Raw genomic sequence first — 25259 nt, 5'->3', positions numbered from 1 at the left:
CCGCGCGATGCTTCGCGATTAAATACACAAAAGCGCTGAAGTCGAAGATTGACTTCCAGCGCTTTTGTTTTGCGACTAATCGCAAACAGTTTGCAATTAGTTATTTTCGATTACTTGCGTTTACTTCTTTTTTGCAGGAGCTTCGCCAAGTTCGCTTTGAGCAACAGAAACGTTCACGTTAGCTGCATCAGATTCTGCAGAATCTTCAGCAGATTCAGTATCAGCAGCAACTGCAGCCTTAACAGCGTTAAGCTTTACTTCTCCAGTAACGCGACCAGCTTCAGCAACGTCATCCAAAGTCTCCTCAACAGCCTTGTAAGCATTTTGCGCAACGTTCAAAGTCACTTGCAAAATAGGAGTCTTCATAGAAACTTTTGCTTCGGATTTAATCTTGCGCAAAGTAGCCAAAGCTTCACCTGCGTAAGCCAAAGTATCTGCAGAAACACCGTTTGCAGCAGCCTCATAAGCCTTAGCGCATGGCCAGCTTGCGCGATGCACAGAGCCTTCGCCGTCATGCATCCAGCTCCACACTTCTTCAGTAGCGTAAGGCAAGTAAGGAGCAAGCAAGCGAGCCAAAGCGTCGAGTGCAAGTCCAAGAGTTGTACGAGCAGACTTTACAGCAGCTTCACTTGGAGTGCGTCCAGTGGATTCTGCAGTACCGTAAGCACGATTCTTTGCAAGCTCAATGTAATCGTCGCAGAATTCCCAGAAGAAGGTTTCGATTGCTTCCAAAGCCTTAGAATGCTCGTAAGATTCAAGCGCATCAGTTGCGGTACGAATAACGGATGCAAGCTTTGCCATAACAGAGCGATCCAAAACTTCCGTAACGTCTGCAAAATCCCAATCCGCGCTGGCAGACTCAAGAACCTGATGTTCCTCGTCTTCGCGGCCAATTGCGAGCGCAAACTTTGTAGCGTTCAAAAGCTTAATAGCAAGGCGACGACCAATCTTCATCTGGCCTTCGTCGTAAGTTGCATCCAATCCGAGCTTTGCAGAAGTTGCCCAATAACGCACAGCATCTGCACCAAACTCTTCGATTGGCTTGTTTGGCACAACAACGTTGCCCTTAGATTTAGACATCTTCTTGTGATCAGGATCAAGAATCCAGCCAGAAAGCGCAGCATGCTTCCAAGGCAAGCAGCCGTTTTCAAGATGCGCGCGGTCAACCGTACTAAACAGCCAAGTACGAATAATATCCTGGCCTTGTGGACGCAAATCCATTGGGAAAGTAGCCTTAAACAAAGCTTGATTTTCCTCACCTGGCTCTTCCCAACGGGTCACAATTTGTGGAGTTAAGGAAGATGTTGCCCAAGTGTCCATAATGTCTTGCTCAGCAGTAAAGCCGTTTGGCTGGTTACGCTGAGATTCATCGAATCCTTCTGGCACATCGATAGTTGGGTCGATTGGCAAACGGTCTTCGCTAGGAGTCAGAGGATGCTCGTAATCCACTTCCCCATTTTCGTTTACTGGGTACCAAAGTGGGAATGGAACGCCGAAGAAGCGCTGGCGAGAAATAAGCCAGTCACCATTCAAGCCGTGAACCCAATTCTCGTAGCGCACGCGCATAAAGTCTGGGTGGAAATTAAGTTCTTTGCCGCGCTCAATAAGCTCAGCGTTCAGCTTTTCGTCTGTGCCACCGTTCTTTAAGTACCATTGGCGAGAAGTGACGATTTCCAAAGGCTTATCGCCCTTTTCGTAGAAGTTCGTCATACGCTTTGTTGGCTTTGGTTCGCCTTCCATATCTCCAGCAGCTTGCAAAGCTTCAACAACTTCCTTGCGAGCAGAGAAAGTGGTTTTACCAGCAATTTTCTCGAACATTTCGCGGCCGGACTCGTCCGTAATCCAATCAGGAGTGGTCATAACGATGCGGCCGTTGCGCTGAATGATTGGTCGAGTTGGCAAACTCAAGTCACGCCACCACTCAACGTCGGTTACATCACCGAAAGTGCAGCACATTGCAATGCCAGCACCCTTGTCCATTTGAGCAGCAGAATGAGCCAAAATCGGAACCTTCACCTTAAATAGCGGTGAGTAAACTTCCTGACCAAAGTACTTCTTGTAGCGCTCATCTTCTGGATTTGCAATCAAAGATGTGCAAGCAGCAAGTAATTCTGGGCGCGTAGTTTCAATATAAATTGGCGTACCATCTTCGAAACGGAACGCAATCTTATGGTAGAAACCAGGATATTCGCGCGATTCAAGCTCAGCCTGAGCAACAGCAGTCTGGAATGTAACATCCCACAAGCCTGGAGCATCTTTCTGATATGCTTCTCCGCGAGCAAGATTGCGCAAGAATGCTTTTTGTGCAACTCGGCGAGGCTGCTCGCCAATCGTGTGGTAAGTTTGCGACCAGTCCACAGAAAGACCGAGCCTACGCCACAAAGCTTCAAACAGCTTCTCATCTTGAGAAGTTAAGCGTTCGCAAAGCTCAATAAAGTTCTGTCGGCTTACAGGAACCTGATCTTTTGCTTCAATCTTCTTACCTTCAGTGCCTTCAAAAGGCGGCTTAAAATCAGGATCATATTTAAGCGAAGTGTCTACGCGCACGCCGTAATAGTTTTGAACGCGGCGCTCTGTTGGCAAGCCGTTATCATCCCAACCCATTGGGTAGAACACGTCAAAGCCTTGCATTCTCTTATAACGCGCAATCACATCCGTATGCGTGTAAGAAAATACGTGACCTACGTGCAAGTGGCCACTAACTGTTGGAGGTGGAGTATCAATAGAATATACGGCCTTGCGGTCGCGGGAATTGTGGAAAGCGTAAGTCTTGGCTTCTTCCCAATTATTACGCCACTTGTCTTCAAGACCATCAACACCAACCTTGTTAGGCAATGGTGTTAAATGTGCGTGTTTTACTGCGTTATTATCCTGTTCACTCATGAACTGAATATTAGAAACTCAGTTCGACAACGCAAATCTTACGCTTTCTACTTCACGCTTACATCGTGCAATGGAAGAAGCTGATCAGTCATATTCTTTGTGTAACCGCTTATATTAGATTTCACAACCATTATGCTTTTACGAGCATAAAGCCAGTGCGCTGCAGCATTATTGCTTACTTCGCGCGCATAAGCACGAACGTTTGCTTCATATTCTGAAGCATTTCTTGAGTGGACTGCATTCGCCCAAGCCTGCTGAGCTCTAGAATCCTGCAAAACAAACGGCGAGCCACTTTCTGCAAAAGCACCTTCATCTAAAGTATTACTCAAAGTTGTAAGAGCAATATCATATTTGCCTTCGCTTATACGCTGTTGCAAAGTTTTTTGATCAACCTCTTCAAGATTGACCTTAAAACCACTTACAGAGCTAATTTGCTTAGACAGTTCGCGGCCAACATCGCCTTCACCTTGTGGAACAAGGAAGCTAATAGTTCCTAAATAACTTGAACTGAAGTAATGGAAAAGTGGACCAGCTTTTGAAGGATTATAAGGATACAATCCAGTTAAATCTTCATATCCTGTTGAAAGAGGGTCAATAGGTCCACCTACAGGAACACCACCATTACCATCAGCAGCCATCACTGTTTGCACATTCATAGCGTATCTAGCAGCTTTACGCGCTTGCTCATCGCAGAAAATAGATGCAACAGTCGAGTTAAATGCAAGGAATCGAACGCGAGTGCTTTGGCCTGCAACCATTTTTGTATCCGCAATAGCAGCAAGACGCTTGTTTTCATTGCCTTCAAGCGGAACAGCCATCTGAATATTGCCTTTTTCCATAGCATCTGCCAAAGCGGTATCACTATCAAAATATTGCAAAGTAATACTTGCGCAAGATGCAGGCGTACCCCAATATCTATTGTTGCGCACAAGTACCAAAGAATGTCCTTTATTGTAACTGCTAACAGTAAAAGGGCCAGTTCCTAAAGCACCATTCGTATAATCAATAGCAACAGCTTTAGTGTCATACACTATTCCAGCTCTACCCGAAAGTCGACGTAAAAGTAAAGCGTTAGGCTTTGTGAGCGTAAAAACTACAGTATGATTATCTGGGTTAGCAACTGTTTTAATAGTGTTTAAAGCTTCATAACCTGGATAATTATTAGTAATTCCTTGCTGCAATGATTGCAACACAGAATCCGAATTCATAACGTCACCGTTGGAGAATCGCACACCTTGGCGCAAATTAAAACGATACGTTAATCCATCTTGAGAAACATCCCAAGATTGTGCCAAGCCAGGCTGCAAACTGTTATCGTCACCACGTTTTACAAGAGTTTCATAAACGTTGCCAATTAACGCCTGCTGCAAAGAATCGCTGCTATCTTTACGAATATCAAGAGAATCCGGAGCCGTTCTTAAACCGACTTTTAACACCGAATTACCAGCAGGATGTGTAAAAGAATCAATAGGCGAACGCCCTTGGTATATCTGCCATCCACACCACAAAACACCAATCATTACTACAGAAACAACCATGAATACAACCCATGGAACCCAACCTGCGCTAGAACGACTATGAGATGATCTGTAAGTACGATATGCGTATTTGCCTGTTCTTGACATAGTTCATAGTCTATATCAACAACTGAATGTAGACCAACACGCAATTGCATTAAACGAATATATTAGAAGAAGGACATGTTGTTTTTAGAGGGCACAAAGCGCACTTAGGATTGCGAGCAGTGCATATTTTTCTGCCGTGCAAAATAAGACGGTGAGAAAGATTAGTCCAATCTGCAGGGTCGAAATAAGATGTTATTTCCTTCTCAATAGATTCTGGATTTGCATACTTTTTAGGCTTATTGCAGTCTTTACGCCAACCTAAACGGCCTGTGACGCGTATTACGTGAGTATCTACAGGAAAACCAGGCAATCCAAAAGCGTTTCCTCTAACAACATTAGCTGTTTTACGACCAACGCCAGGCAAAGATGTTAAATCTTCCATTTTTGAGGGAACTACGCCATGAAAAGCACTTTCCAAACGTAAAGACAGCGCAATAATATGCTGAGCTTTTACTCGATAAAATCCAAGAGGTTTAATAATAGATTCGACTTGCTCAACTGAAGCTTCAGAAAGTGAACGCGAATCTGGAAAAGTATCAAAAAGTTCTGGAGTTACAGAGTTAACACGCTTATCGGTTGTTTGAGCGCTTAAAACAGTAGCAATAAGCAGCTCAAAAGGATTAGAAAAATTAAGCGCACATTTAGGATCAGGTATTTCTTTGCAAAGAAGCGCATACTCTTCGTGCATACGCGCAAGTTTTTCCTGTTTTGATTCTTTCATACTACAAATTTATATATTCGTTGAAGAATCATCTGAATCGCTGGGAGTATCTTCATCTACATCGCTATTTTCTTCCGCCTCAGACGGATCAAAACGATACCCAACATTTCTTACTGTGCCAATTAAATGCTCGTACTCAACACCAAGCTTAGCGCGAAGACGTCGAATATGAACGTCAACTGTTCGAGTTCCACCGTAGTAGTCGTATCCCCAAACTTCCTGAAGCAAATGTGCTCTAGTAAACACTCTCCTAGGATTCTGCACAAAATACTTTAGCAATTCAAATTCTTTATAAGCTAAATCAACAGGATGGCCATGCAAACTCACGGTATAACTGCGCATATCAACAACAAGATCGCCAGAGCGCATTGTTCCATCGTCAACAGCAGAATCACTAATTTGAGAATCTTGAGATTGCGCAAACGACCCATTACTTGTAATACGCTGAGAAGCTAAGCGCAATCTTCCTTCTACTTCTGCAGGTGAAGCGTTTGTAAGCACAACGTCATTAATATTCCACGAAGAATTTACTACAGTAAATCCGCCTTCTGTAAGAACCAATACAACTGGAACTGTAATATTTTCAGCGCGCAAAAGAGCGCATAAAGATTTCACCAAAGCCAAATCTTCACGAGCATCAATCAAAAGAACTGTTTGTGCAGGAAGTTTAGATAAACTTGCAGAATCTAATGAAAGAACACGCACTCTATGAGAAAGCAGAGCCAGCGAAGGCAAAACAGTTGCTGGAGAAGCGCACGAAGTCATCAATGTAATATCGGTCATGTGATGCCTCCAGCCAACAAATAATGCAATGCCAAATACAAGCCTTTACAGGAATTGTAAACCATGCTACGAAAAATATCGACTTACCTTTAATTTATTTCGCATAAAGTTAGCGTCAACAATACAGCAATCCAAAAGTTCTGTGTAATCAACAAGCACAAACAATAAGTGCAGGTTGTAAGCTACATTAGTAATAAGAAATAAGTAATATGCATCAAGCTTATACACATATTACTATTCATAAGAGCGAATATTTACCGTAACGGGAGTGCTATGAGCGACGAAACACATATCTGCAACAAACAAGTGCAGAACGATGCTAATTCTTGTACTAGCTCTCAAAAACAAGCACATATTCCTCACACTAATTTTCTAGCAATGATTGCAAGCCAGATTTTTGTTGTGATACTAATTGCAGGAGCATCTGCACTACCGATAGCAAGCGCAAAAATAACTCTTGTTGTTTGCGCGCTTATACTTTTAACTTTCCTTACTTTTTGGCCACTGCACGGCAACGTTATTGATCGAGCTATTGCATTATTCTCCTGCGTAGCTTCAGCATGGTGCGCAACTCTTGCGCTAAAAGGCTGGCTTCCACAAAGCGTTATTATTGACAATGAAACTGTTTCAATGAGTAAATTCATTGCAGCAATAAAACCTTATGAGCGCTGGGCCGTGTCGTTTGCGCTAATTCTTGTAGCAGCAACATTCATAACTTTCTTAAGGCAAATGCTACGCGAAAACCGCACAAATTTAGTTAGAAACCTTTCTCACACTCTAACAGCAAGTATTGCTTGTGCAGCTCTTCCTGGCTGGATGTTTTTGCCTTCTATTATTAGATTTATGCCATCTTTGCGCAACACAGAAGGCGGCATACTTGTTGCTGCATTATGCGTATTGATGGTGATTTTGCTTTCCGGACTTTCGTATTTGTGGGTTAGGAATAATCGCAAAAATTACTACGAAAATAACGTAACTCGCGACGTTGCTATTTCGTTACTTCCAATAATGTTTTCAGGAATGTTGATTTATATTGCAGGACTTGGTATGCTTGTAGTTGCATGAGAATGCATTATAGGTTTTCCCCTGTGAGTTTATTTTTTTAACTATTTTTTCCATGAACTCGCAGGGGAATTTTTTATTTAAAAAGTAAAACTTACTTTTCGCTTTCTGCCAAACGCTTGCGAGCTGCAACGATTTCCTTCTCAGCCTGCTCTACGCCAGCCCAGAAGTCACCAGGAAGAACTTCCTTACCTGGCTCCAAAGCCTTGTACTGCTCGAAGAAGTGCTTGATTTCTGCCTTGTGATACTCGCTCACATCATCGATATCCTTAATATCGTCGAAACGAACATCTGCTGGAACGCACAAAACCTTGTCGTCTCCACCGGCTTCATCAACCATGTGATACAAGCCAACAGCGCGGCACTCAACAACGCATCCTGGGAATACGGAGTTTGGAATCATAACAAGAGCGTCGAGTGGATCGCCATCTTCGCCCAAAGTGCCATCAATATATCCGTAATCATCTGGGTAACCCATTGCGGTGAAAAGTGTACGATCCAAGAATACGCGACCGGTTTCGTGGTCTACTTCATACTTGTTCTTAGAACCGCGTGGGATTTCTACCACGACGTTAAAAGTTTCTGCCATTTTGGCTCCTTTATTATCTTTAATAACAATTGACACAACTGTTCTATTTCACTTTAGCGCGCACTAAAGAAAGCATTATTTCAAAACACGCTTTGCGGTTCAAAAGTGTCGAAAGACACAGTTATTATAGCTCTGTTTTACACATAATATGTGCACATACAAAAGCATGGTTGACGAAGCGCAGGCAATATGACAAAGAAGAAACGCGTGAATACTTCCACTGTTTCACCGGCCAATAAAAACTTCCGCCAAAAGGAAGCTGAGGCCGCAAATAATGCTAGTAAAACACTCGTAAATAAAAAGCTTGCAAACGAAAGAGCTAAGTCAACTAATACTGTTAGTGAAGTAAAAAATCAGACTGAATCTAAAAGAAATCCTGCAATAGACGGCTTGCGTGCTTTAGCAATTATTGGAATTGTTTGCTTCCATATGCGTCCAAGTACACTTTCTGGAGGATTTTTAGGAGTAACGCTATTTTTAGTTTTAGCTGGATACTTTTGCACACATTCTATACTTCGCTATTTAGACTCTCAAAAAAGCGCTACGACTAGCAGTAATACAAGTAGCAGCGCAAACAGCATTGAGCAAAGTAAAACAAAAACTGGTGAATTTAAAAGATTAATCACCTGCTACTTTAATTACATTTGGCATCGTTTAAAGCGAATTTGGCCACCAACCCTTGGAATTATTGGAGTTAGTGCACCAATGATGTGGCTTTTTTCGCCAAGTCTACTTCCAAAATTACAGGCGGACGCTTTTTCTGGAGCAGGCTTCTTTAGCAACATAATGTACGTTGCGCGCAAACTATCTTATTTTGAGCAAACAGGATTGCCTTCCCCGATTAAACACTTGTGGTATCTTGGCTTAATCATGCAAGCATTCGTTGTGTGGCCACTTATTCTTACAGCCCTCGTAAAGCTTGTTAAACGCGCAATTAATCGCATGTATATTACTGCAGGATTGGCAATACTTTCTACAATACTTACGTTTACTTTTGCCTACATGTTTGGCAATTACACTACTCCAGCTCGCGTCTATTATTCTCTTGACACAAGAGCGTCGGAATTCTTGCTAGGCGCAATGCTGGCAATGTACGGGGCTTGGTTTACTAAACATTCATTACACGCTTGGATTATTCGCGCATTTTACTGGATTCGCGGCAACAAGCATGCAATAGTTAAGATTTCCCCAATATTGCCGAAATCTGACACTACTAGCTCTTCTTCAAACGAAACTTATGCTGAAGAGAATGTAAGCAACAAGCAAATTGATGAAAATGCTGCAAAATCTTCTGCTGAAAATAGTATTCCAGAAGATCTGCGAGCTGGATTACAAATTGATTTGTCTGACAATGCTGAAATTTTGCGCGATGACTACAAGAATACAGATTTAGAAGATTCTTCTAAATCTGAAATACGCGAACTTCCAGATAACGTATTTACAGCTCCAAAAACAGTGTTTTACAACCCTTTGCACGCGTGGCAAAGATCCTTAATAGGTATTGTTACAACAATAGTTCTGATTTTGTGCTTTGTTTATGCAGACGGCACATCCTCAGCATTTACTTTTGGCGGATACACAATAACCGCGGCAGTTTGCGCGCTAATACTGTGGTCTTGCACTCAGACCGATAATATTTGCTCAAGAATTTTCGCATTTGCGCCGTTATCTTATCTTGGAAAGCGCGCATTTGCTATTTATTTAATACACTTCCCAATTTTGGAATTGTGCAATCCTGCCACAAGAACAACAGCTGTTTCTTGGGAAGAGCAGATTTTGCAAGCTGTAGTAATTGTTGCAGTAGCAGAATGTTTCTATCAACTATTTGAAAAACAAACAGAAAAATATCTGCAAAAATTGGTACATTTCGTAGCATTAGCAATAGTTTGCGTAATAACTATTTTCTTAATTGCTTTGCCATTGAATTGGAATAGTATTGCCCAACAACGCGCAATACAAATTCGACCAGAACTAACTGTAAATGCTGCTAAAGATGCTGCTAAAAATGCTGAAGCAGAAAAAACAAAAACTGACCAGAAAGCAAATGCATCTGCTTCGAATAAGAAAGCAAAAGGATCGCACAAGGCTGTAGTAAAACAATCTCTTCCGCCAACGCCATCAAAGTATCCTGTGCTTTTCCCAATTGCAGAAAAAGTTCCGCAGAATCTTGCAGCATCACACACTCGTATTGATAGAAAGCGCAACACTTGCTCAGTAAACTTAACTATGGTAGGCGATTCTATTACCGAAGGCGCAAAACCATACTTGCTACAAGTAATGCCTAATGCTTATATTGACGGAAAAGTAAGCAGACAGATTTTCCACGGTGCCGACGAATACGCTCAAGATATTTCTAGAAAACATGCTGGGGATGTTGTTATTTACGCTCTAGGAACAAATGGCCCACCTCACGACGACAGCGTTCTTCAGCACATGGTAGATGTTGCTAAGGGTAAGCCTGTTTATTTCGTTACAACTAGAGTTCCACAGCCATGGCAAGATGTTACCAACGACCGCCTGCGCAAGTTTGCTCAAACGCATCCTAATGTTGGCATTATTGACTGGAATGGTTTTAGCAAAGATCATTCTGAATATTTAACTGACGACGGCGTGCATTTAACTCCAGTTGGTGGTCCAAAATACGCAAAAATGATTCGACTCGCTCTATGCGGAGCCTGATTTATTAATCACGTAAATTTTGGCATAACTACAAGTATTTTGCGCACGCTACAAGCAAATCTTATAACGAATCGCAATGAAAATAACGACTCGTGTAGGAAAAATAGCAGTGAAATATTACGATAGTATGTATGACTGAGTTGAGGATTCCTTTTAACACGCAACACAATGCTGATGATGCGTCTGCGTGGACGAACCCATTACGAGATCCTAGAGATTTACGTTTGGCTCGCATTGCCGGCCCGTGCAGTTTAGTAATTTTTGGTATTACTGGCGATTTAGCACGCAAAAAACTTATGCCAGCCGTATACGACTTGGCTAATCGAGGGCTTTTGCCACCAGGATTTGGTTTAACAGGTTTTGCAAGACGAGACTGGACAGACGAGCATTTCGTAAACTTTGTGCGCGAAAATATTGAGCAGCATTGCCGCACTCCATTTCGTGAATCAACTTGGATCAATCTTGCAAAAGGCATACGCTTCGTGCGCGGCACTTTTGACGATGCTTCTGCGTTTGAGCGTTTAAGCAAAACGGTAAACGAGTTAGATAGGGACCGCGGCACGCGCGGAAACCACGCATTTTACATGTCTATTCCGCCTTCAAGCTTCCCTATTGTTGCGCAACAGTTGGCAGCGTCTGGACTTTCTCACTCTTCTGAACACGCGTGGCGTCGCGTAATTATTGAAAAGCCTTTCGGACACGATTTGGCGAGCGCGCGCGAATTAGACCGCGTTGTTTCAGAAGTTTTTGACCCTAATTCCGTATTTAGAATCGACCATTACTTGGGTAAGGAAACCGTGCAAAATTTGCTGGCTTTCCGTTTTGCTAACGCAATGTACGAGCCGATTTGGAACGCGAATTATGTTGACCACGTGCAAATTACGATGGCTGAAGACATTGGTATTGGCGGACGCGCCGGATATTACGACGGAATTGGTGCTGCTCGCGATGTGATTCAAAACCACTTGCTTCAGCTTATGGCACTTACTGCTATGGAAGAACCTGTAAGCTTCCGCGCAAGCGATTTGACCGCAGAAAAAACGAAAGTTTTATCTGCAATCCGACTACCTCAAGACTTGGCTGCCAATACTGCTCGAGGACAGTACGCAGCAGGCTGGCAAGGATCTTACAAAGCAGTTGGTTACTTGGAAGAACAAGGAATCGACCCTAAAAGCACTACTGAAACGTATGCTGCTGTGCGACTAGACGTTGACACTCGCCGATGGGCTGGAGTGCCATTCTATTTGCGCACTGGCAAACGTTTAGGCAAACGCGTTACGGAAATTGCAGTGATTTTTAAGCGCGCTCCGCACTTGCCGTTTGAATCAACTGCTGTTCGAGAGCTTGGTAGCAATGCTATTGTGATTCGCGTGCAGCCAGATGAGGGCGTTACTATGCGTTTTGGAGCGAAAGTTCCTGGCGGAACTGCTATGGAAGTCCGCGATGTTTCTATGGACTTTAGTTACGGACGTTCATTTACTGAAAGTTCGCCTGAAGCTTATGAGCGTCTGATTCTTGACGTTCTTCTTGGCGAGCCTCCACTGTTCCCAACTACTGAAGAAGTAGATTTGAGCTGGAAGATTCTCGATCCTATTGAGGAATTTTGGAGTTCACTTGGCACACAACCACAGCCGTATCGCGCTGGAACTTGGGGTCCTAAAGAAGCAGACGACATGCTTGCTCGTAATAATCGCCATTGGAGGCTGCCATGATTATCAACCTTCCTGATACTAATACCAGTAAAATTTCGCAAAAAATCGACGAATTGCACGAAGAGCGTGGAGAATCCGCAACTGGGCGCGTGCTTACTCTTTTAATAGACACAGATCTTCAAGAATTAGAACATGCTCTCGAAGCTGCTAATGCTGCGAGCCGCGAGCATCCTTGCCGCGTTATTGCTATGGTTCGCGATTGGTCTAGCGAACATGCTGCTGAGCGCGGAGAAATTGTGCCAAATCTTGACGCTCAAGTGCGTTTTGGTGCTGATGCTGGAGCTGGCGAGATTATTATTTTGTATCCGCATAACGGTTTGGTTCGTCACCCGGATACGCTTGTTATTCCGCTACTTGTGCCAGATGCGCCGATTGTTGCGTGGTGGCCGACGAACGCTCCGGAAGACCCTGCTCACGATTTGCTTGGAGCTATGGCAAGTAGCAGAATTACTGATGCTCAGCGCGCAGACGACACTCTTAAAACTGTTCAAAACTTACGCAAAAACTGGTCTCCGCAAGACGCAGACTTATCTTGGACGCGTTTAACTCCTTGGCGCGCATTACTTGCTTCTATGCTCGATCAACCCCCGCATTTGCCAATTACTAGCGCAAAAGTTACTGGCCCTACGCACTATGTTTCTTTGCATTTACTGGCAGCTTGGCTTAAGAGCAGTTTGCGAGTGCCTGTAGAAATAGTTGAGAATCCTGAGGCTAAAGCTATTACTTCCGTAACTTTAGAGCGTGAGGATGGCACTTTGTCTCTTACTCGCCCTGCTGGCGGAGATCAGGCTTTAATTAGTCTTCCCTATCAGACCGCTCAACCTATTGCGCTTCCTATTCGCACTTTGGATGATTGCTTAAGTGAGGAATTGCGACGAATTGATCCGGATGAAATTTACGCACAGCTGGTTCGAGATAATCCTGCAGAAAACAATTAAGTCTATAAAAATACACAACACGTGAAACAACTTGTGAAACAGCGTGTGAAACATTTTTAATTGCATAAAAGGAATGACATGACAGATAATGAAGTTACTTTTGCACACAACGCAAACATCTACGGCTACAATAATCCCGATGTGCTTGCAGCCGTTGCAGCCCAACGCTTAGTAACGTTTATTATGGAGTCACAAAATAATGTGCAAAATCTAAACAAACCATTCCATTTACTTCTTACTGGCGGCACGGATTCAATACGCATGTTCCAAATGCTTGCTAGCAACCCACTTTTGCCAGCGATTAATTGGAATTTAGTGCATATTTGGTGGGCAGATGAGCGTTTCGTAGCTTACGATAGCGAGGATCGCAACGCACGTAAAACTCGCGAAGCTTTGCTTAACTTACTTACTTCTAACAAAGCTTTGGCAGAATCTCATATTCACGAGATGCCTGCAGATGAGCGCAGCGCGGAGGAAATTGCAGCAGCCAGCGACTCTGAAAATGACGCTATTTTAGATGCGGCAGCGCACGACTATGAGGAAGAAATTATAGGATTACTTGGACCAGAGCCGGTGTTTGATTTAGCAATTCTTGGCATGGGCCCGGACGCACATATGGCTTCGCTTTTCCCAGGATTGCCACAAGTTAATAATCGCGAACGCATTGTTGTTGGAGTAAATCACTCCCCTAAACTTCCACCAATGAGATTGTCTCTTACTGTTCCTGTGCTATCTCACAGTCGTCGCACTTGGTTCTTGACTGCCGGAGCAGAAAAGGGAGCTGCATTAATGAACGCACTTTCGGGAGCTAATAATCCAGATTATCCTGCGTCTTTTGCAAACGGAACTGACGAAATCTCTTGGCTAACCACCGCCGAAACACTGCAAGCTGCAATTCAATAATCTGCATAATATTCAGCACAATAAAATACAGGCTTCTGCATAACAAATACAGAAGCCTGTTATCTATAAATATTATTTTGATTTAATCTTGCTTTACCTCTGGGCGATTAGGATCTGCCCACAGAGTGTGGAATACGCCCGGCTCGTCAATGCGGCCATAAGTGTGCGCACCGAAGAAATCGCGTTGAGCCTGAATAAGCGAAGCTGGCAAACGCTTGGAACGCAATCCATCGTAGTACGCAAGCAAGCTAGAGAATGCTGGAACAGGCACGCCATGCTCAACTGCACGCGCAATAACACGACGCCAAGCAGCTTGAGACTTTTCAATAGCATCCTTAAAGTACGGTGCAAAAAGCAAAGAAACACTTGCTTCACCAGACTCAAAAGCCTCGGAAACGCGGTTCAAGAACTGGGCGCGAATAATGCATCCACCTCGCCAAATGCGAGCAACAGCAGCCTGGTCAATCTTCCAATCATGCTCAATTGCAGCAGCCGCAATCTCATCGAAGCCCTGAGCGTAAGAAACAATCTTAGAAGCGTACAGAGCTTGGCGAATATCCTCAATAAACGCCTTACGCTCAGCATCATTCAAATCAAAATGCACATCCGGACCGGTCAAACCCTGGTTTTCAGCAGCTTCTCGCAAAGCAACCTGGCTTGAAAGTCCGCGAGCAAACACAGCTTCTGCAATACCCGTTACAGGGATTCCAAGCGAAAGCGCAGACTGTACAGTCCAAGTACCAGTGCCCTTCATGCCAGCATGGTCCACCATCATCTCAACCAAAGGCTTACCAGTCTTATCATCCTTTTGGCGAAGCACATCAGCCGTAATCTCAATCAAATAAGAATCAAGCTCGCCCTTATTCCACTCACTAAATACGTCCGCAATTTCGTCAGACTTCATACCCAAGCCGCGAAGCATTAAATCGTAGCTTTCGGCAATAAGCTGCATATCTGAGTACTCAATACCGTTGTGAACCATTTTTACAAAATGACCAGCACCGTCGGTACCAATATGCGTTACGCAAGGCTCACCTTCTGCAACAGCCGCAATAGACTTCAAAATAGGCCCAAGAGTCTCCCAAGATTCCTCAGTGCCACCAGGCATCATCGAAGGGCCGCGCAAAGCACCTTCTTCACCACCGGAAACACCGCAACCAACGTAATGAAGACCACGCGCACGAATGCTGCGCTCTCTGCGAATCGTGTCTTCAAAATAAGAGTTTCCACCATCGACGATAATATCTCCAGGCTCCATAGCATTTGCAAGCTCTTCAATAACAGCGTCCGTAGGAGCACCAGCTTTTACCATAATAATCGCCGTGCGCGGACGCTTTAGAGAGGCCACAAATTCTTCAACAGTTTTAGCTGGAACGAAAGCACCCTCAGTGCCGTGCTCATTCATTAACGTTTCAGTTCGCGAATAATGACGATTATAAACTGCCACAGTATTTCCGTGATGCGCAAGATTTCGCGCTAAATTAGATCCCATTGCAGCCAAGCCAACAACGCCAATATTTGCCTGAGCTTGAGTCATTACGACACCTCTTATCTTGTTGTTATATTTTCGTTTCTGCGTTACTCCCCTTCAGGAAACACACTTTTTAATTTTATCGGCCTATATGCACAAGATTTTCGATGCAAAAAATGCAAGTTACACTAAGTAAATTTTGTGATATAAATTACATTTTTAATACAAACAAATCGTTCTCAAAATCTCCAAAAAAGTACGACACGCTTACAAACACGCGGATTTTGTAAATATAAACAATAACTATATGTAGTGTTTGAATAATCGACACACCACTACAAATAGTAATTATGAGTAGTATGCTGACTTTTGGCTTTTGTGCTAACACCGCGGAATCTAACGGTTCCCCATCACCAGAGGAGATTGAAATGACAATTACAGTGTTTACAAAACCTCATTGCCCACAGTGTGATGCCACTAAACGACAGTTCACAAAACTTGGCGTGAACTTCGAAACTGTAGACTTATCAAAAAGCCCTGAAGCACTGGATCAATTGCGCAACGCTGGATACCGTCAAGCACCTGTAGTTATTGCACCAGACACATCATGGAGCGGTTACCGTCCAGATTTAATCGCGCAAATTGCGGATAAACTCGGAACTTCCTCAGAAACAGCAAAAGAAGCATGATAAATGTGTGAACAAGAAAGCATACAACAGCCAAGCGAGCCAGAATCTCGCGCACAAGGCGAATCAATCGGAGCCGTAGTCTACTTTTCATCAGTTTCCGAAAACACATTACGCTTCGTGCAAAATTGCGATTTTCCTAGCAACAATGTAAACGTGTATCGCATACCGCTTCGACCAAAAGACCCGGAATTAAACGTGCGCGAACCGTACGTGCTAATCGTACCAACTTACGGAGGCGGGAATATTGCAAAAGCAATACCAATGCAAGTACGCAAATTCCTAAACAATCGCGAAAATCGTTCGTTTATTCGCGGAGTAATTTCTTCCGGAAACACGAATTTTGGAGACGCTTATTGCGCTGCAGGCGGTCAGATTGCAGGAAAGTGCGCAATCCCAAATATGTATTCGTTTGAGTTGACAGGAACTCAAGAAGATATTGAAAAAGTAGCGCAGGGAATACCTAGATTTTTAAAGCAATTAAAAGAAGCAGAAGAAACTAAATAATCAAAATAAGTAAAAGAATCAAAAAACAATCAGCGTTTGAAAAGCAAAAATAACGCATGAAGAAAGGAATCAATCAAATGAATAGCACGGATCCGATGAGCGAATCTACTTCGCTTAATCTTGATCACACTGACTCCAGCGAAACTGCAAACGCAGCTGCTAGCAGCACAGCAGAACGCATTCGCAACAGCCGCGACTACCACGTTCTTAACGCTATGCTCGGTCTTTTCGATCCAGAAAAAGGCATTCAGTTCGACAAGGACCAGGAAGCAGAAAAGCTTTACGTTTCGGGTTACGTGCAAGAACACAGCATGAAGTTTGCTTCAACTCGCGAGCGCTTGAACTATTTGATTGACAACTACTACTACAACGGCAACGTGTTCGGAAAGTACAGCGACGAGTTTCTAGATAAGTTCTACGAGCACGCAGAATCTGCTCACCACACTTTTGGCACTTTCTTGGGCGCTTTTAAGTTCTACACTTCTTACGCTTTAAAGACTTTTGACGGCAAGCAGTATTTGGAAAACTTCGCTCAGCGTGCAGCTGCAGTCGCTTTGGAACTCGCAGACGGCGACGAAAAAGCAGCGCTCAACTATTTGGACGAGATGCTTGCAGGCCGCTTCCAGCCAGCCACTCCAACGTTCTTGAATCTTGGTAAAGCCCAGCGAGGCGAGGCTGTGAGCTGCTTCCTCGTGCGTTTGGAAGATAACATGGAGTCTATTGCACGCGGAATTAATTCTGCTTTGCAGCTTTCTAAGCGCGGCGGCGGCGTTGCTCTACTTCTTACTAATTTGCGCGAGCTCGGCGCCCCTATTAAGCGCATTGAGAATCAGTCGAGTGGCGTTGTGCCTGTTATGAAGCTTTTGGAAGATTCGTTCTCTTACGCTAATCAGCTTGGCGCTCGTCAGGGCGCTGGTGCTGTTTATATTAGCGCACATCACCCAGATATTATGCGTTTTTTGGACACTAAGCGTGAGAACGCGGACGAGAAGATTCGTATTAAGTCTCTTTCTTTGGGCGTTGTGATTCCGGATATTACTTTTGAGCTTGCTAAGCGTAAGGAAAAGATGGCTTTGTTTAGCCCTTACGACGTTGAGCGCGAATACGGAAAGCCTTTTGCAGACATTTCTGTTACAGAACATTACGATGAGATGGTTGCAAATCCTCGCATTCACAAGAAGTACATTGATGCTCGCGAATTCTTTATGACGATTGCGGAAATCCAGTTTGAATCTGGCTACCCTTACATTTTGTTTGAGGATACTGTGAATCGCACAAATCCTATTGAGGGCCGCATTACTATGAGTAACTTGTGCTCCGAGATTTTGCAAACTCAGGAAGCAAGTACTTACAATGCAGACTTGTCTTATAGCCACGTTGGCCGCGATATTTCTTGCAACCTTGGCTCTCTTAATATTGCTAAGGCAATGGATGGAAACTTGGGTGCAAGCGTTGAGCTTGCTGTTCGCGCGCTCACTTCTGTTTCGGAGCATACTTCTATTGATTCTGTGCCTTCGATTCGTCGCGGAAACGCGGAAGGCCACGCTATTGGCTTGGGTCAAATGAATTTGCACGGTTTCCTTGCTCGCGAACACATGCAGTACGGAAGCGAGGAAGCTCTTGACTTTACAGACATGTACTTTATGACGGTTGCTTACCACGCTTATAAGGCTTCTCACGCTTTGGCTGTGGAGCGCGGCCTCGCTTTTGCAAGCTTTAAGACGAGCGCCTACGCTAAGCCTGCAGGCAAAGGCAACTACTTCGATAAGTACACTGACGGCAGCCGCTCGCTTGAGCCTAAAACTCAAGCGGTTCGCGATTTGTTTGCTCGTTTTAACGTTGCAATTCCAACCGTTTCGGACTGGGAGCAGTTGCGTGACGATATTTTGCGCGACGGCATTTACAACGAGTATCTGCAAGCTGTCCCTCCAACTGGCTCAATCTCGTACATCAACCATTCCACGAGTTCGATTCACCCTATTGCTTCTCGCATTGAGATTCGCAAAGAGGGCAAAGTTGGACGCGTCTACTACCCTGCCGCTTATATGACGAACGACAATATGCAGTACTTTAAGGATGCTTACGAAGTTGGTTGGAAGGCGATTATTGACACTTACGCGGAGGCAACTCAGCATGTGGATCAGGGATTGTCGCTTACTTTGTTCTTCCCAGACACTACTACTACTCGCGATTTGAACAAGGCTCAGATTTACGCGTGGCGTAAGGGAATTAAGACTCTTTACTACATTCGTATTCGCCAAAAAGCTTTGGAAGGTACGGAAATCGAGGGTTGCGTAAGCTGCACGCTGTAAATCGTAGCGCTAAAAATCGCAGCGACGTAAATCTATCAGCGTAAATCTTTTGCAAATTAAATCAAAAACTTAAAAATTTTATAAAACGTAAACACAAGATCAGGAGTAATTATGACAGAACTCGATCCAACAGCACTACGCAGTAGTCTCGATAAGCCTTTCGGCACGAATCGCGTAATCGCAGATGACTCTATGATGGCAGCTTCCATCACACCAGCTCAATACCGCTACCATCACGGCTCACGCGTGCGCCCAGTTAATTGGAACAATATTGTTGACGACAAGGATTTGGACGTTTGGAATCGTCTTATCGCTAACTTCTGGCTTCCAGAAAAAGTGCCACTGAGCAACGATATTCCTTCTTGGCGTTCCCTCACCGACCTTGAGCGCAAGACAACTACTCGCGTTTTTACAGGTTTGACTTTGCTTGATACCAGTCAGGCAACTATTGGTGAGCTTTGCCAGATTGAGCACGCTCGCACAGAGCACGAGCAGGCTATTTACACGAATATTGCTTTTATGCAGTCGATTCACGCTCGCTCCTACTCCTCTATTTTCTCCACTCTTTGCTCTAGCGAGGAGATTGACGAAGCTTACCGTTGGGCTGTTGGAAACGACGTTTTGCAGCAGCGCGTTACCACCGTGCTTTGCGAGTATGAGAGCGAAGACCCGCTTAAGCGCAAGATTGCAGCAACTATGCTTTCTTCATTGCTTCTTTACGCAGGCTTCTACCTTCCGCTTTACTTTGCTTCTCGCGGAAAGATGATGAACACTGCCGACATGATTCGTTTGATTTTGCGCGATAAGGCAATTCACGGCTATTATTCCGGCTACAAGTTCCAGCGCGGTTTGGAGCTTAGAAGCGAGAACGATAAGAAGAATCTTGAAAAGTTCACTATGAACTTGCTTGACACTTTGTACGATTTGGAAGTTGAGTATTCTGGTCAGATTTATGAAGGATTTGACTTCCACGATGACGTTTTTGACTTCGTGCGTTACAACGCTAACAAGGCTTTGATGAACCTTGGCTACCCTGCTAAGTACAGCGAAGAAGAAACTCACGTAAGCCCTGAGATTCTTGCGGCTCTTTCTCCTGCAGCCGACGAAAATCACGATTTCTTCTCCGGCTCTGGTTCCAGCTACATTATGGGCAAGTCGGTTGAAACTGACGACGACGATTGGGACTTCTAATCACACAGCTGGCTAACTGACTGATTTACTAAATAACTGAATAACTAACTGATTGGTTAGCTAATTATCTTAATTAGCTAACCAATTTTAATTTAGTTAGGTTAATTATTGCAGCTAAATAGAGTCTATATAAAAAGATAAAAAGTCAGGAAGCAACACAGGTCACTCAGCCTTTATGCTACACTATGTGAAAAGGAACCGGTCTTGTTGATTTGTTTATGCAAAAATCAGCAGTGCCGTCACTCCTACTCACGTTCAAACCAAGATTTTTGAACTGAACTGAGCAGGCACTAAAGTTGGAGTTCAAGTTTATAAAGATGACTAACATCCGTTAGACGCATCTAGAAGAAGAAAGAAGTCCATTTATGGGGAAAATGACTTATAAAAAATTACTTTGTGTTGTAGTGCTCTTCAGCTCGCTGGTTGGGCTAGCAGCCTGCGGTAACTCCAAAGCAAACAAACCAGTGCCAACAAAAATAAGCCGTCATTCTACTAAAAAACATTCAAAACCAGTCAAAAAAGCCTCAAAAAAGAAAATCGCCGAAGCTTTTGTAAAGGGACAAGAAGGTACTTTGGAAGCCCTAGGTGAAACTAAACGCGTTATTTGGGACGCTTATCCTGATCAGTTGGCTTACGTTAAAGATGCTTTCTATCACTGGACTCTTCAAGACGACTGGTTCCAGGTTAATACTGGCCATTATATGGTCGTTGACCGTTTGAACAGTTCAGGCATCTTATTAAAGAAACTCCAAAAAGGCATGCCAGTTAAATTAAACGGCAAAGATTACAAAGTGGCAGATTATAAAGACTTTGAGGGTGGCGGAAGCTCGGATAAGTTGCTAAAAGTATTCAAAGAGTACGTTGACCAATTCCCTAAGTCTGCTTACTTTATTCAAACTTGTCTCGATGCCAGAACTTATGGCGGACAACGTCTAGTAGTTCTTGACGTAGCAAAATAGTAAACGATTTAGCCGCAAAACTTAGATTATTCACCAAATTTTGTTGTTTTGAAAATATTGCCTGTGCATCGACGAGGTTGATGAACAGGCAATATTTTTTAACTGATTACGCGACAATAGTTACGACCATATCGCGCGGCCGAAATCACGCGTTATCGTGGCAAAAATTGCAAAATTAGCAAAAACTGCCACGATAACTCGATATAAAATAGCAACGAAACAGCATTCTGCACCACAGATTATCCGCTTACTTGCATCTTCTGTGCAAAGCTTCGTCCAAATACTAGATTGAAAAGCGTCCAAATACTCGATTGAAATAGATCCAAGTACTCGATTAAAGCGCAAGAAAGCACAATAATTTATGCTTGCACAATGGCTATTTCTCTACATGAAGTGGAACGTATACATTAATAATCCACGAATCTCCATCTTCAATAACTTTAAAAGTTCCGCCAACTCGTTCCGCAAGCATCTTATGAAAACGCAGCCCATATCCTAATTGCAAGTTAGCAAGAATACCGCGTTGCGCACTATTTATACACGTAATATGACATTCATGGTCATTAAGCATTACATTCATAGCGTATTCTTTAGGCTTTGCAGCATGCTTTTTTACGTTCGCAAGTAGTTCTCTGCAAATATATTCAATTTGAGCACATTCTTCAAAAGGCAAACGCATTGATTGAGAATCTTCAGTAGTTAAATCACTACTCAAGTCAATGGAACCAATATAGCCAAGCTTTTCAAATGACTTTTGCTCACAGTCAAATAAAACACGTAAGCCTGTGCAAAAATCTTTATAACATGTAGTAGATTGCATAACATCGCTAGTGCTTGCAGTTGTAGCATTGTCAAGAAGAGAAATAATATTACGTGCTTTATGAATAGTTGTAGTAGCACATTGAAGAATCTCTCGAGAATTTTCATGCTCTTGTTCATGAGTTGTTTGAGGTTCAATAGACTGTTGGGCCATCATCATAATACTGGAAAGCTCATTAGTTACTTCATCGTGCATGCGAATTGCTGCAATAGTGGTATATTTTTGAAAAACGTTGTAACGCTGTGCAAATAACTGTTCCTGTTGCTGATGAATAGTAGAAATATAGTATTTTACAATTGCGCTAGAAATAAGAGTGATAAGAAGCCACCACGCTAACACATAAGCGTTTTGAAAATCGCAGATAATAAAGAACCATGAAGATACTCCGCAAGAAGAAAGCACAGTGTACCAAGGTTGAGTAATTACAGCAATTGCCAAACAAATCAATATAGTAAGCATCATAGATGAGTAGTTGATATTTGGCGCAATAATTACCAACGGCATCCAAATAAGCACAATAAAAGATGCTTTACGAGGCCAGATTGCAATACATAAGCAGATTACAATCCATACTATTTCAACCGTAATTGCATGCCAATTAGAGTAGTAATGAAGATTATTATAGGAACAAATTTCAAGAATCAAAGTACAACTTATGATTGCACCAATTCCAATTTTCTGCCAAGCATCATGCGGCAAAAAATTGATCATACGTGTTAATAATTTCATAACTACCTACTTTTACACGTTAATTTCTTACACGTTATATGTCATGCGAATATTTTGCTAGCGCAGCAAGCGCCTGCATTCGACTTCGGACGTGAAGTTTTCCATAAATACGCCGTAAATGCGTGTTGACTGTTGAAACTTTCACATTAAGCTGATCTGCAATCTCTTTCGTAGAATACCCCTGTTTGCACAAGCGCATAATTTCCGATTCTTGATGAGACAAAACTGAAGTCTTCGTAAGTTGAGAAATCATATTAAATGATTCTTGCGGAGTGTGAAAATAGTCAATATATTGTGGCAATTCTGGGCACCCGTAGCTTGTTGTGCGCGATTGGATAGCTGCAACTACGTCTGATAAATTGTCTTTATGTATTAACGCTTGACCACCCGACTTAGCAACTTGCAATACGTATTCATCTAACATGTAGGAAGTAATGCCGATTAAAACAATATTGCTATTGCGCTCGCGAATTGCCTTAATTACATCAACGCCACTCATTTCTCTCATTGACATATCTACTAAAAGTACGTCAGGAGTATTTTCTGTAACGCAACGATGAATAGCTTGTTTTGCAGAAGAACACATCCATGCACAAACAAAGTTTTCAGGCAAACGACTTTTTAGAAGAAGTTGCATATATCGCAATACAAGCGTGTCATTATCAACAATTGCGTAAGTAGTGTTCATACAATATATGGTATCTTGTTTCGGAATTTGCTTATCAAGAGATGTGCGATTGTATTGTTTTTCTCAAATTATCAAGATTGTACACATTAAAGTGCCATACGCTAGCACTTTCCGTTGGCACACTCCATTCTTCGGTTTTGCCATTCGCAGTAAAACGAATTATTTGAGTTGTTGGCTTACTTATAACTTCAAAATTAGTGAGTTGATTCCACGCAATACGACGAAGATACTTATCGTCTAATTTAGCTAGATTACCCGAGCCTAAAATGACATTCGGATTAACAATAATAAACTCATTATTAGTGGCAGCAATAATACGCGCAACAACGCTTTGCGCTACATAGAATAATTTAGGTAACAAAAATAGTTTGATTAAATCTTTCCACCAAGGGTCGTACTTCATAGTAAGCACATACGTTTTGCCAACTGAAAGATTATGCGCTTTAAAGTACTTAACAATATCCTCTTCTCGTATACCGCGCAAAGGATTAGTCATAATAAGCACCTCCTCGTGATTCTTGTTTTGTAAATTATCAACATACTAACGTGCAGATTTTATCTACACAAATAGGCGTACCTATTTTTAACGATAGTGCTTTTAGAAAAACTTTTAAAAAACTTTTACTATTGGCACTTTGCATGTTCTAAACAATCAATATTTAATAATATTTCCGTTTTGGAACTATTTTTAAATAGAGGCTTACTTATGGAGTTATCGTGACAGATTTTGCTGGATTTGCAATTTTTGCCACGATAACTCGTATAACATAACAACGAAACAGCACTATGTATCACAGATTAACCGCCTACTTACATCTGCTGCGCAAAGCTTCGTCCAAATACTCGATTAAAACACATCCTTAGCACTTCTTGTTGACGCAACAAATAAGTGAATCTATCATGTTAGTGGGAGGCACATTGCCCCCCCCCAGCAAATAAGTTGGAGGTTTACGATGAAGAAAATTTCACGTATCGCATCGACAGTAGTACTAGCAGTTTCAATGGCATTGGTTCCATGTGCTACTGCCTATTGGGATTGCAAATAATCCGTATGCATGAATAACTTATTATAGGGGTATGCGATGTCTCGATTATTGCGTTCATTATCATGCATGCTTGTTCTTCTGCTTACGTTATTTGCATCGCTGTTAGGTTTGACAAGAATGAGTGACTCCTTGAGCGATTGTATTGCTATATATCCGCAAACGAGTCGCCTTTTTTCATTACGCGGTGTGACAGAAGACAAAGCTGATCAAATTTATTCATTACTCGAGGAGACTGTTGCTCAGCATAATGCTTTTGTGGTTCGTAATGATATGCGCCTAGCGGCTAGTGACGCTGGTGTAGATGGTTTTGAGCTTGGCATATTTGGCAATCCTCGAGGTAAAGATGATTTGCTTACTTTGTCATATCTCGGAACGCCGATTCTGACATCGCATGCCTTTACGCAATTATTACACAGCGAAAGCAGCAAAACGCTTGGACTTGATATGGCAAAAGCAGATATGCTTGCTGATCTTCCCACTATTTCCATTGAGGGTTCGCGTTTAGTTGTTCGTCAATTAGATGCCCTCGTCAACAATAGTAAAACAAAGCTTGGTGATTACAGGATTGTGGGACTTTCCAATCGAGACTACCATGCATTAGTTACTCAAGCTGCTCGCATCGCTGGTACAACCTACCAAGATTTTCAACGTGGAAAATCTGGAATAGCACGATCCAATAGTTTTAATCAACTTACTTTTATTATTGTCTGCATTGTAACAGTGTTGCTTCTTGGCATTACGATAATCGCTGATGGGTATCTTTCGTATAGAACATTGGGAAGCTACTTATTGCTGGGTTGGTCGCGTTCATCGTTTGCTTCGCGTCACCTTATGCCGATACTTGTTTCAGCACTCGCTGTATATCCTCTTGTTTGTATCGTGATGAGTTTATTTACTCACGGATTTATATGGAATATTCAATTGTTAATGCAGGCACTGATTATAGCGTTGCCAG

At 42.8% G+C, this 25259-nt stretch carries 19 protein-coding genes and 1 pseudogene; 11 read left to right on the top strand and 9 right to left on the bottom strand.

Features of this window, described 5'->3' with window-relative positions:
* Positions 1-120 precede the first annotated feature (120 nt).
* The 4 genes from valS to ACLD5M_RS05660 all read right to left on the bottom strand — a co-directional run bounded on the left by valS (position 121) and on the right by ACLD5M_RS05660 (position 6012).
* Positions 121-2883 carry a valine--tRNA ligase gene (gene valS / locus ACLD5M_RS05675; protein ID WP_410314785.1) on the bottom strand — a complete coding sequence of 921 codons (2763 nt, stop codon included), beginning with the start codon at positions 2881-2883 and terminating at the stop codon, positions 121-123.
* 47 nt (positions 2884-2930) lie between these two features.
* Entirely contained in the window at positions 2931-4421 is a 1491-nt protein-coding gene (locus tag ACLD5M_RS05670) for an ABC transporter substrate-binding protein (RefSeq protein WP_410313799.1), read from the bottom strand.
* 136 nt (positions 4422-4557) lie between these two features.
* Positions 4558-5229, bottom strand: coding sequence for an endonuclease III (gene nth / locus ACLD5M_RS05665; protein ID WP_410313746.1), 672 nt, complete (start codon positions 5227-5229; stop codon positions 4558-4560).
* A gap of 9 nt (positions 5230-5238) precedes the next feature.
* Positions 5239-6012 carry a winged-helix domain-containing protein gene (locus ACLD5M_RS05660; RefSeq protein WP_410313747.1) on the bottom strand — a complete coding sequence of 258 codons (774 nt, stop codon included), beginning with the start codon at positions 6010-6012 and terminating at the stop codon, positions 5239-5241.
* A gap of 273 nt (positions 6013-6285) precedes the next feature.
* Here ACLD5M_RS05660 and ACLD5M_RS05655 point away from each other — a divergent pair, with 273 nt between their 5' ends.
* Complete coding sequence (locus tag ACLD5M_RS05655; protein ID WP_004134154.1) at positions 6286-7077, top strand: hypothetical protein; 792 nt, start codon at positions 6286-6288, stop codon at positions 7075-7077.
* Positions 7078-7168: 91 nt separating this feature from the next.
* On the opposite strand, the gene ACLD5M_RS05650 is transcribed toward ACLD5M_RS05655, so the two are convergent.
* Positions 7169-7663 (bottom strand): inorganic diphosphatase, encoded by a 495-nt coding sequence (locus ACLD5M_RS05650; RefSeq protein ID WP_004134152.1) that lies wholly within the window; start codon positions 7661-7663, stop codon positions 7169-7171.
* A 189-nt stretch (positions 7664-7852) separates the two neighbouring features.
* Between ACLD5M_RS05650 and ACLD5M_RS05645 the strand changes: the two genes are divergently transcribed.
* The 4 genes from ACLD5M_RS05645 to pgl all read left to right on the top strand — a co-directional run bounded on the left by ACLD5M_RS05645 (position 7853) and on the right by pgl (position 13895).
* Positions 7853-10342, top strand: coding sequence for an acyltransferase family protein (locus ACLD5M_RS05645; protein WP_410314784.1), 2490 nt, complete (start codon positions 7853-7855; stop codon positions 10340-10342).
* 131 nt (positions 10343-10473) lie between these two features.
* On the top strand, positions 10474-12054 hold the full coding sequence (gene zwf / locus ACLD5M_RS05640) for a glucose-6-phosphate dehydrogenase (RefSeq protein ID WP_410314783.1): 1581 nt from the start codon (positions 10474-10476) through the stop codon (positions 12052-12054).
* Positions 12051-12992, top strand: a complete 942-nt coding sequence (locus ACLD5M_RS05635) for a glucose-6-phosphate dehydrogenase assembly protein OpcA (protein ID WP_102695020.1) — start codon at positions 12051-12053, stop codon at positions 12990-12992. Before zwf ends, ACLD5M_RS05635 begins: the two co-directional genes overlap by 4 nt.
* A 78-nt stretch (positions 12993-13070) precedes the next feature.
* Positions 13071-13895, top strand: coding sequence for a 6-phosphogluconolactonase (gene pgl, locus ACLD5M_RS05630; protein ID WP_410314782.1), 825 nt, complete (start codon positions 13071-13073; stop codon positions 13893-13895).
* A gap of 82 nt (positions 13896-13977) precedes the next feature.
* Here pgl and gndA read toward each other — a convergent pair whose 3' ends face one another.
* Positions 13978-15432 carry an NADP-dependent phosphogluconate dehydrogenase gene (gene gndA / locus ACLD5M_RS05625; RefSeq protein WP_410314781.1) on the bottom strand — a complete coding sequence of 485 codons (1455 nt, stop codon included), beginning with the start codon at positions 15430-15432 and terminating at the stop codon, positions 13978-13980.
* Between the two features lie 362 nt (positions 15433-15794).
* Here gndA and nrdH point away from each other — a divergent pair, with 362 nt between their 5' ends.
* From nrdH to ACLD5M_RS05600, 5 genes are all read left to right on the top strand, one after another.
* On the top strand, positions 15795-16055 hold the full coding sequence (nrdH, locus tag ACLD5M_RS05620; RefSeq protein ID WP_004129649.1) for a glutaredoxin-like protein NrdH: 261 nt from the start codon (positions 15795-15797) through the stop codon (positions 16053-16055).
* Positions 16056-16058: 3 nt separating this feature from the next.
* Complete coding sequence (gene nrdI, locus ACLD5M_RS05615) at positions 16059-16559, top strand: class Ib ribonucleoside-diphosphate reductase assembly flavoprotein NrdI (RefSeq protein ID WP_410314780.1); 501 nt, start codon at positions 16059-16061, stop codon at positions 16557-16559.
* Between the two features lie 77 nt (positions 16560-16636).
* A complete protein-coding gene (nrdE, locus tag ACLD5M_RS05610; protein WP_410314779.1) occupies positions 16637-18871 on the top strand; it encodes a class 1b ribonucleoside-diphosphate reductase subunit alpha in 2235 nt (744 codons plus the stop codon).
* A 111-nt stretch (positions 18872-18982) separates the two neighbouring features.
* The gene (gene nrdF, locus ACLD5M_RS05605) at positions 18983-20062 is read left to right on the top strand and encodes a class 1b ribonucleoside-diphosphate reductase subunit beta (RefSeq protein ID WP_004129655.1); all 1080 of its coding nucleotides are present in this window, start codon (positions 18983-18985) and stop codon (positions 20060-20062) included.
* 365 nt (positions 20063-20427) lie between these two features.
* Positions 20428-21021: a hypothetical protein gene (locus ACLD5M_RS05600; RefSeq protein ID WP_004129658.1), complete on the top strand. Its 594-nt coding sequence runs from the start codon at positions 20428-20430 to the stop codon at positions 21019-21021.
* A 376-nt stretch (positions 21022-21397) separates the two neighbouring features.
* Here the strand turns inward: ACLD5M_RS05600 and ACLD5M_RS05595 are convergent, their stop codons facing one another.
* Genes ACLD5M_RS05595 through ACLD5M_RS05585 form a run of 3 tightly spaced genes read right to left on the bottom strand, consistent with a single transcriptional unit; the run spans position 21398 to position 23754 of the window.
* Positions 21398-22570 (bottom strand): hypothetical protein, encoded by a 1173-nt coding sequence (locus ACLD5M_RS05595; protein ID WP_004135844.1) that lies wholly within the window; start codon positions 22568-22570, stop codon positions 21398-21400.
* Between the two features lie 34 nt (positions 22571-22604).
* On the bottom strand, positions 22605-23258 hold the full coding sequence (locus ACLD5M_RS05590) for a LuxR C-terminal-related transcriptional regulator (protein ID WP_410314778.1): 654 nt from the start codon (positions 23256-23258) through the stop codon (positions 22605-22607).
* 34 nt (positions 23259-23292) lie between these two features.
* Complete coding sequence (locus tag ACLD5M_RS05585; RefSeq protein WP_004129675.1) at positions 23293-23754, bottom strand: hypothetical protein; 462 nt, start codon at positions 23752-23754, stop codon at positions 23293-23295.
* A 586-nt stretch (positions 23755-24340) separates the two neighbouring features.
* Between ACLD5M_RS05585 and ACLD5M_RS05580 the strand changes: the two are divergent.
* A pseudogene (locus ACLD5M_RS05580) lies at positions 24341-25259 on the top strand (hypothetical protein); the annotation flags it as partial.

The organism is Gardnerella sp. Marseille-Q9185 (assembly GCF_046508745.1).
GTDB lineage: Bacteria > Actinomycetota > Actinomycetes > Actinomycetales > Bifidobacteriaceae > Bifidobacterium > Bifidobacterium greenwoodii.
Note: the sequence above shows the minus strand (reverse complement) of the source record. Positions and strands in the feature narration are given on the sequence as shown.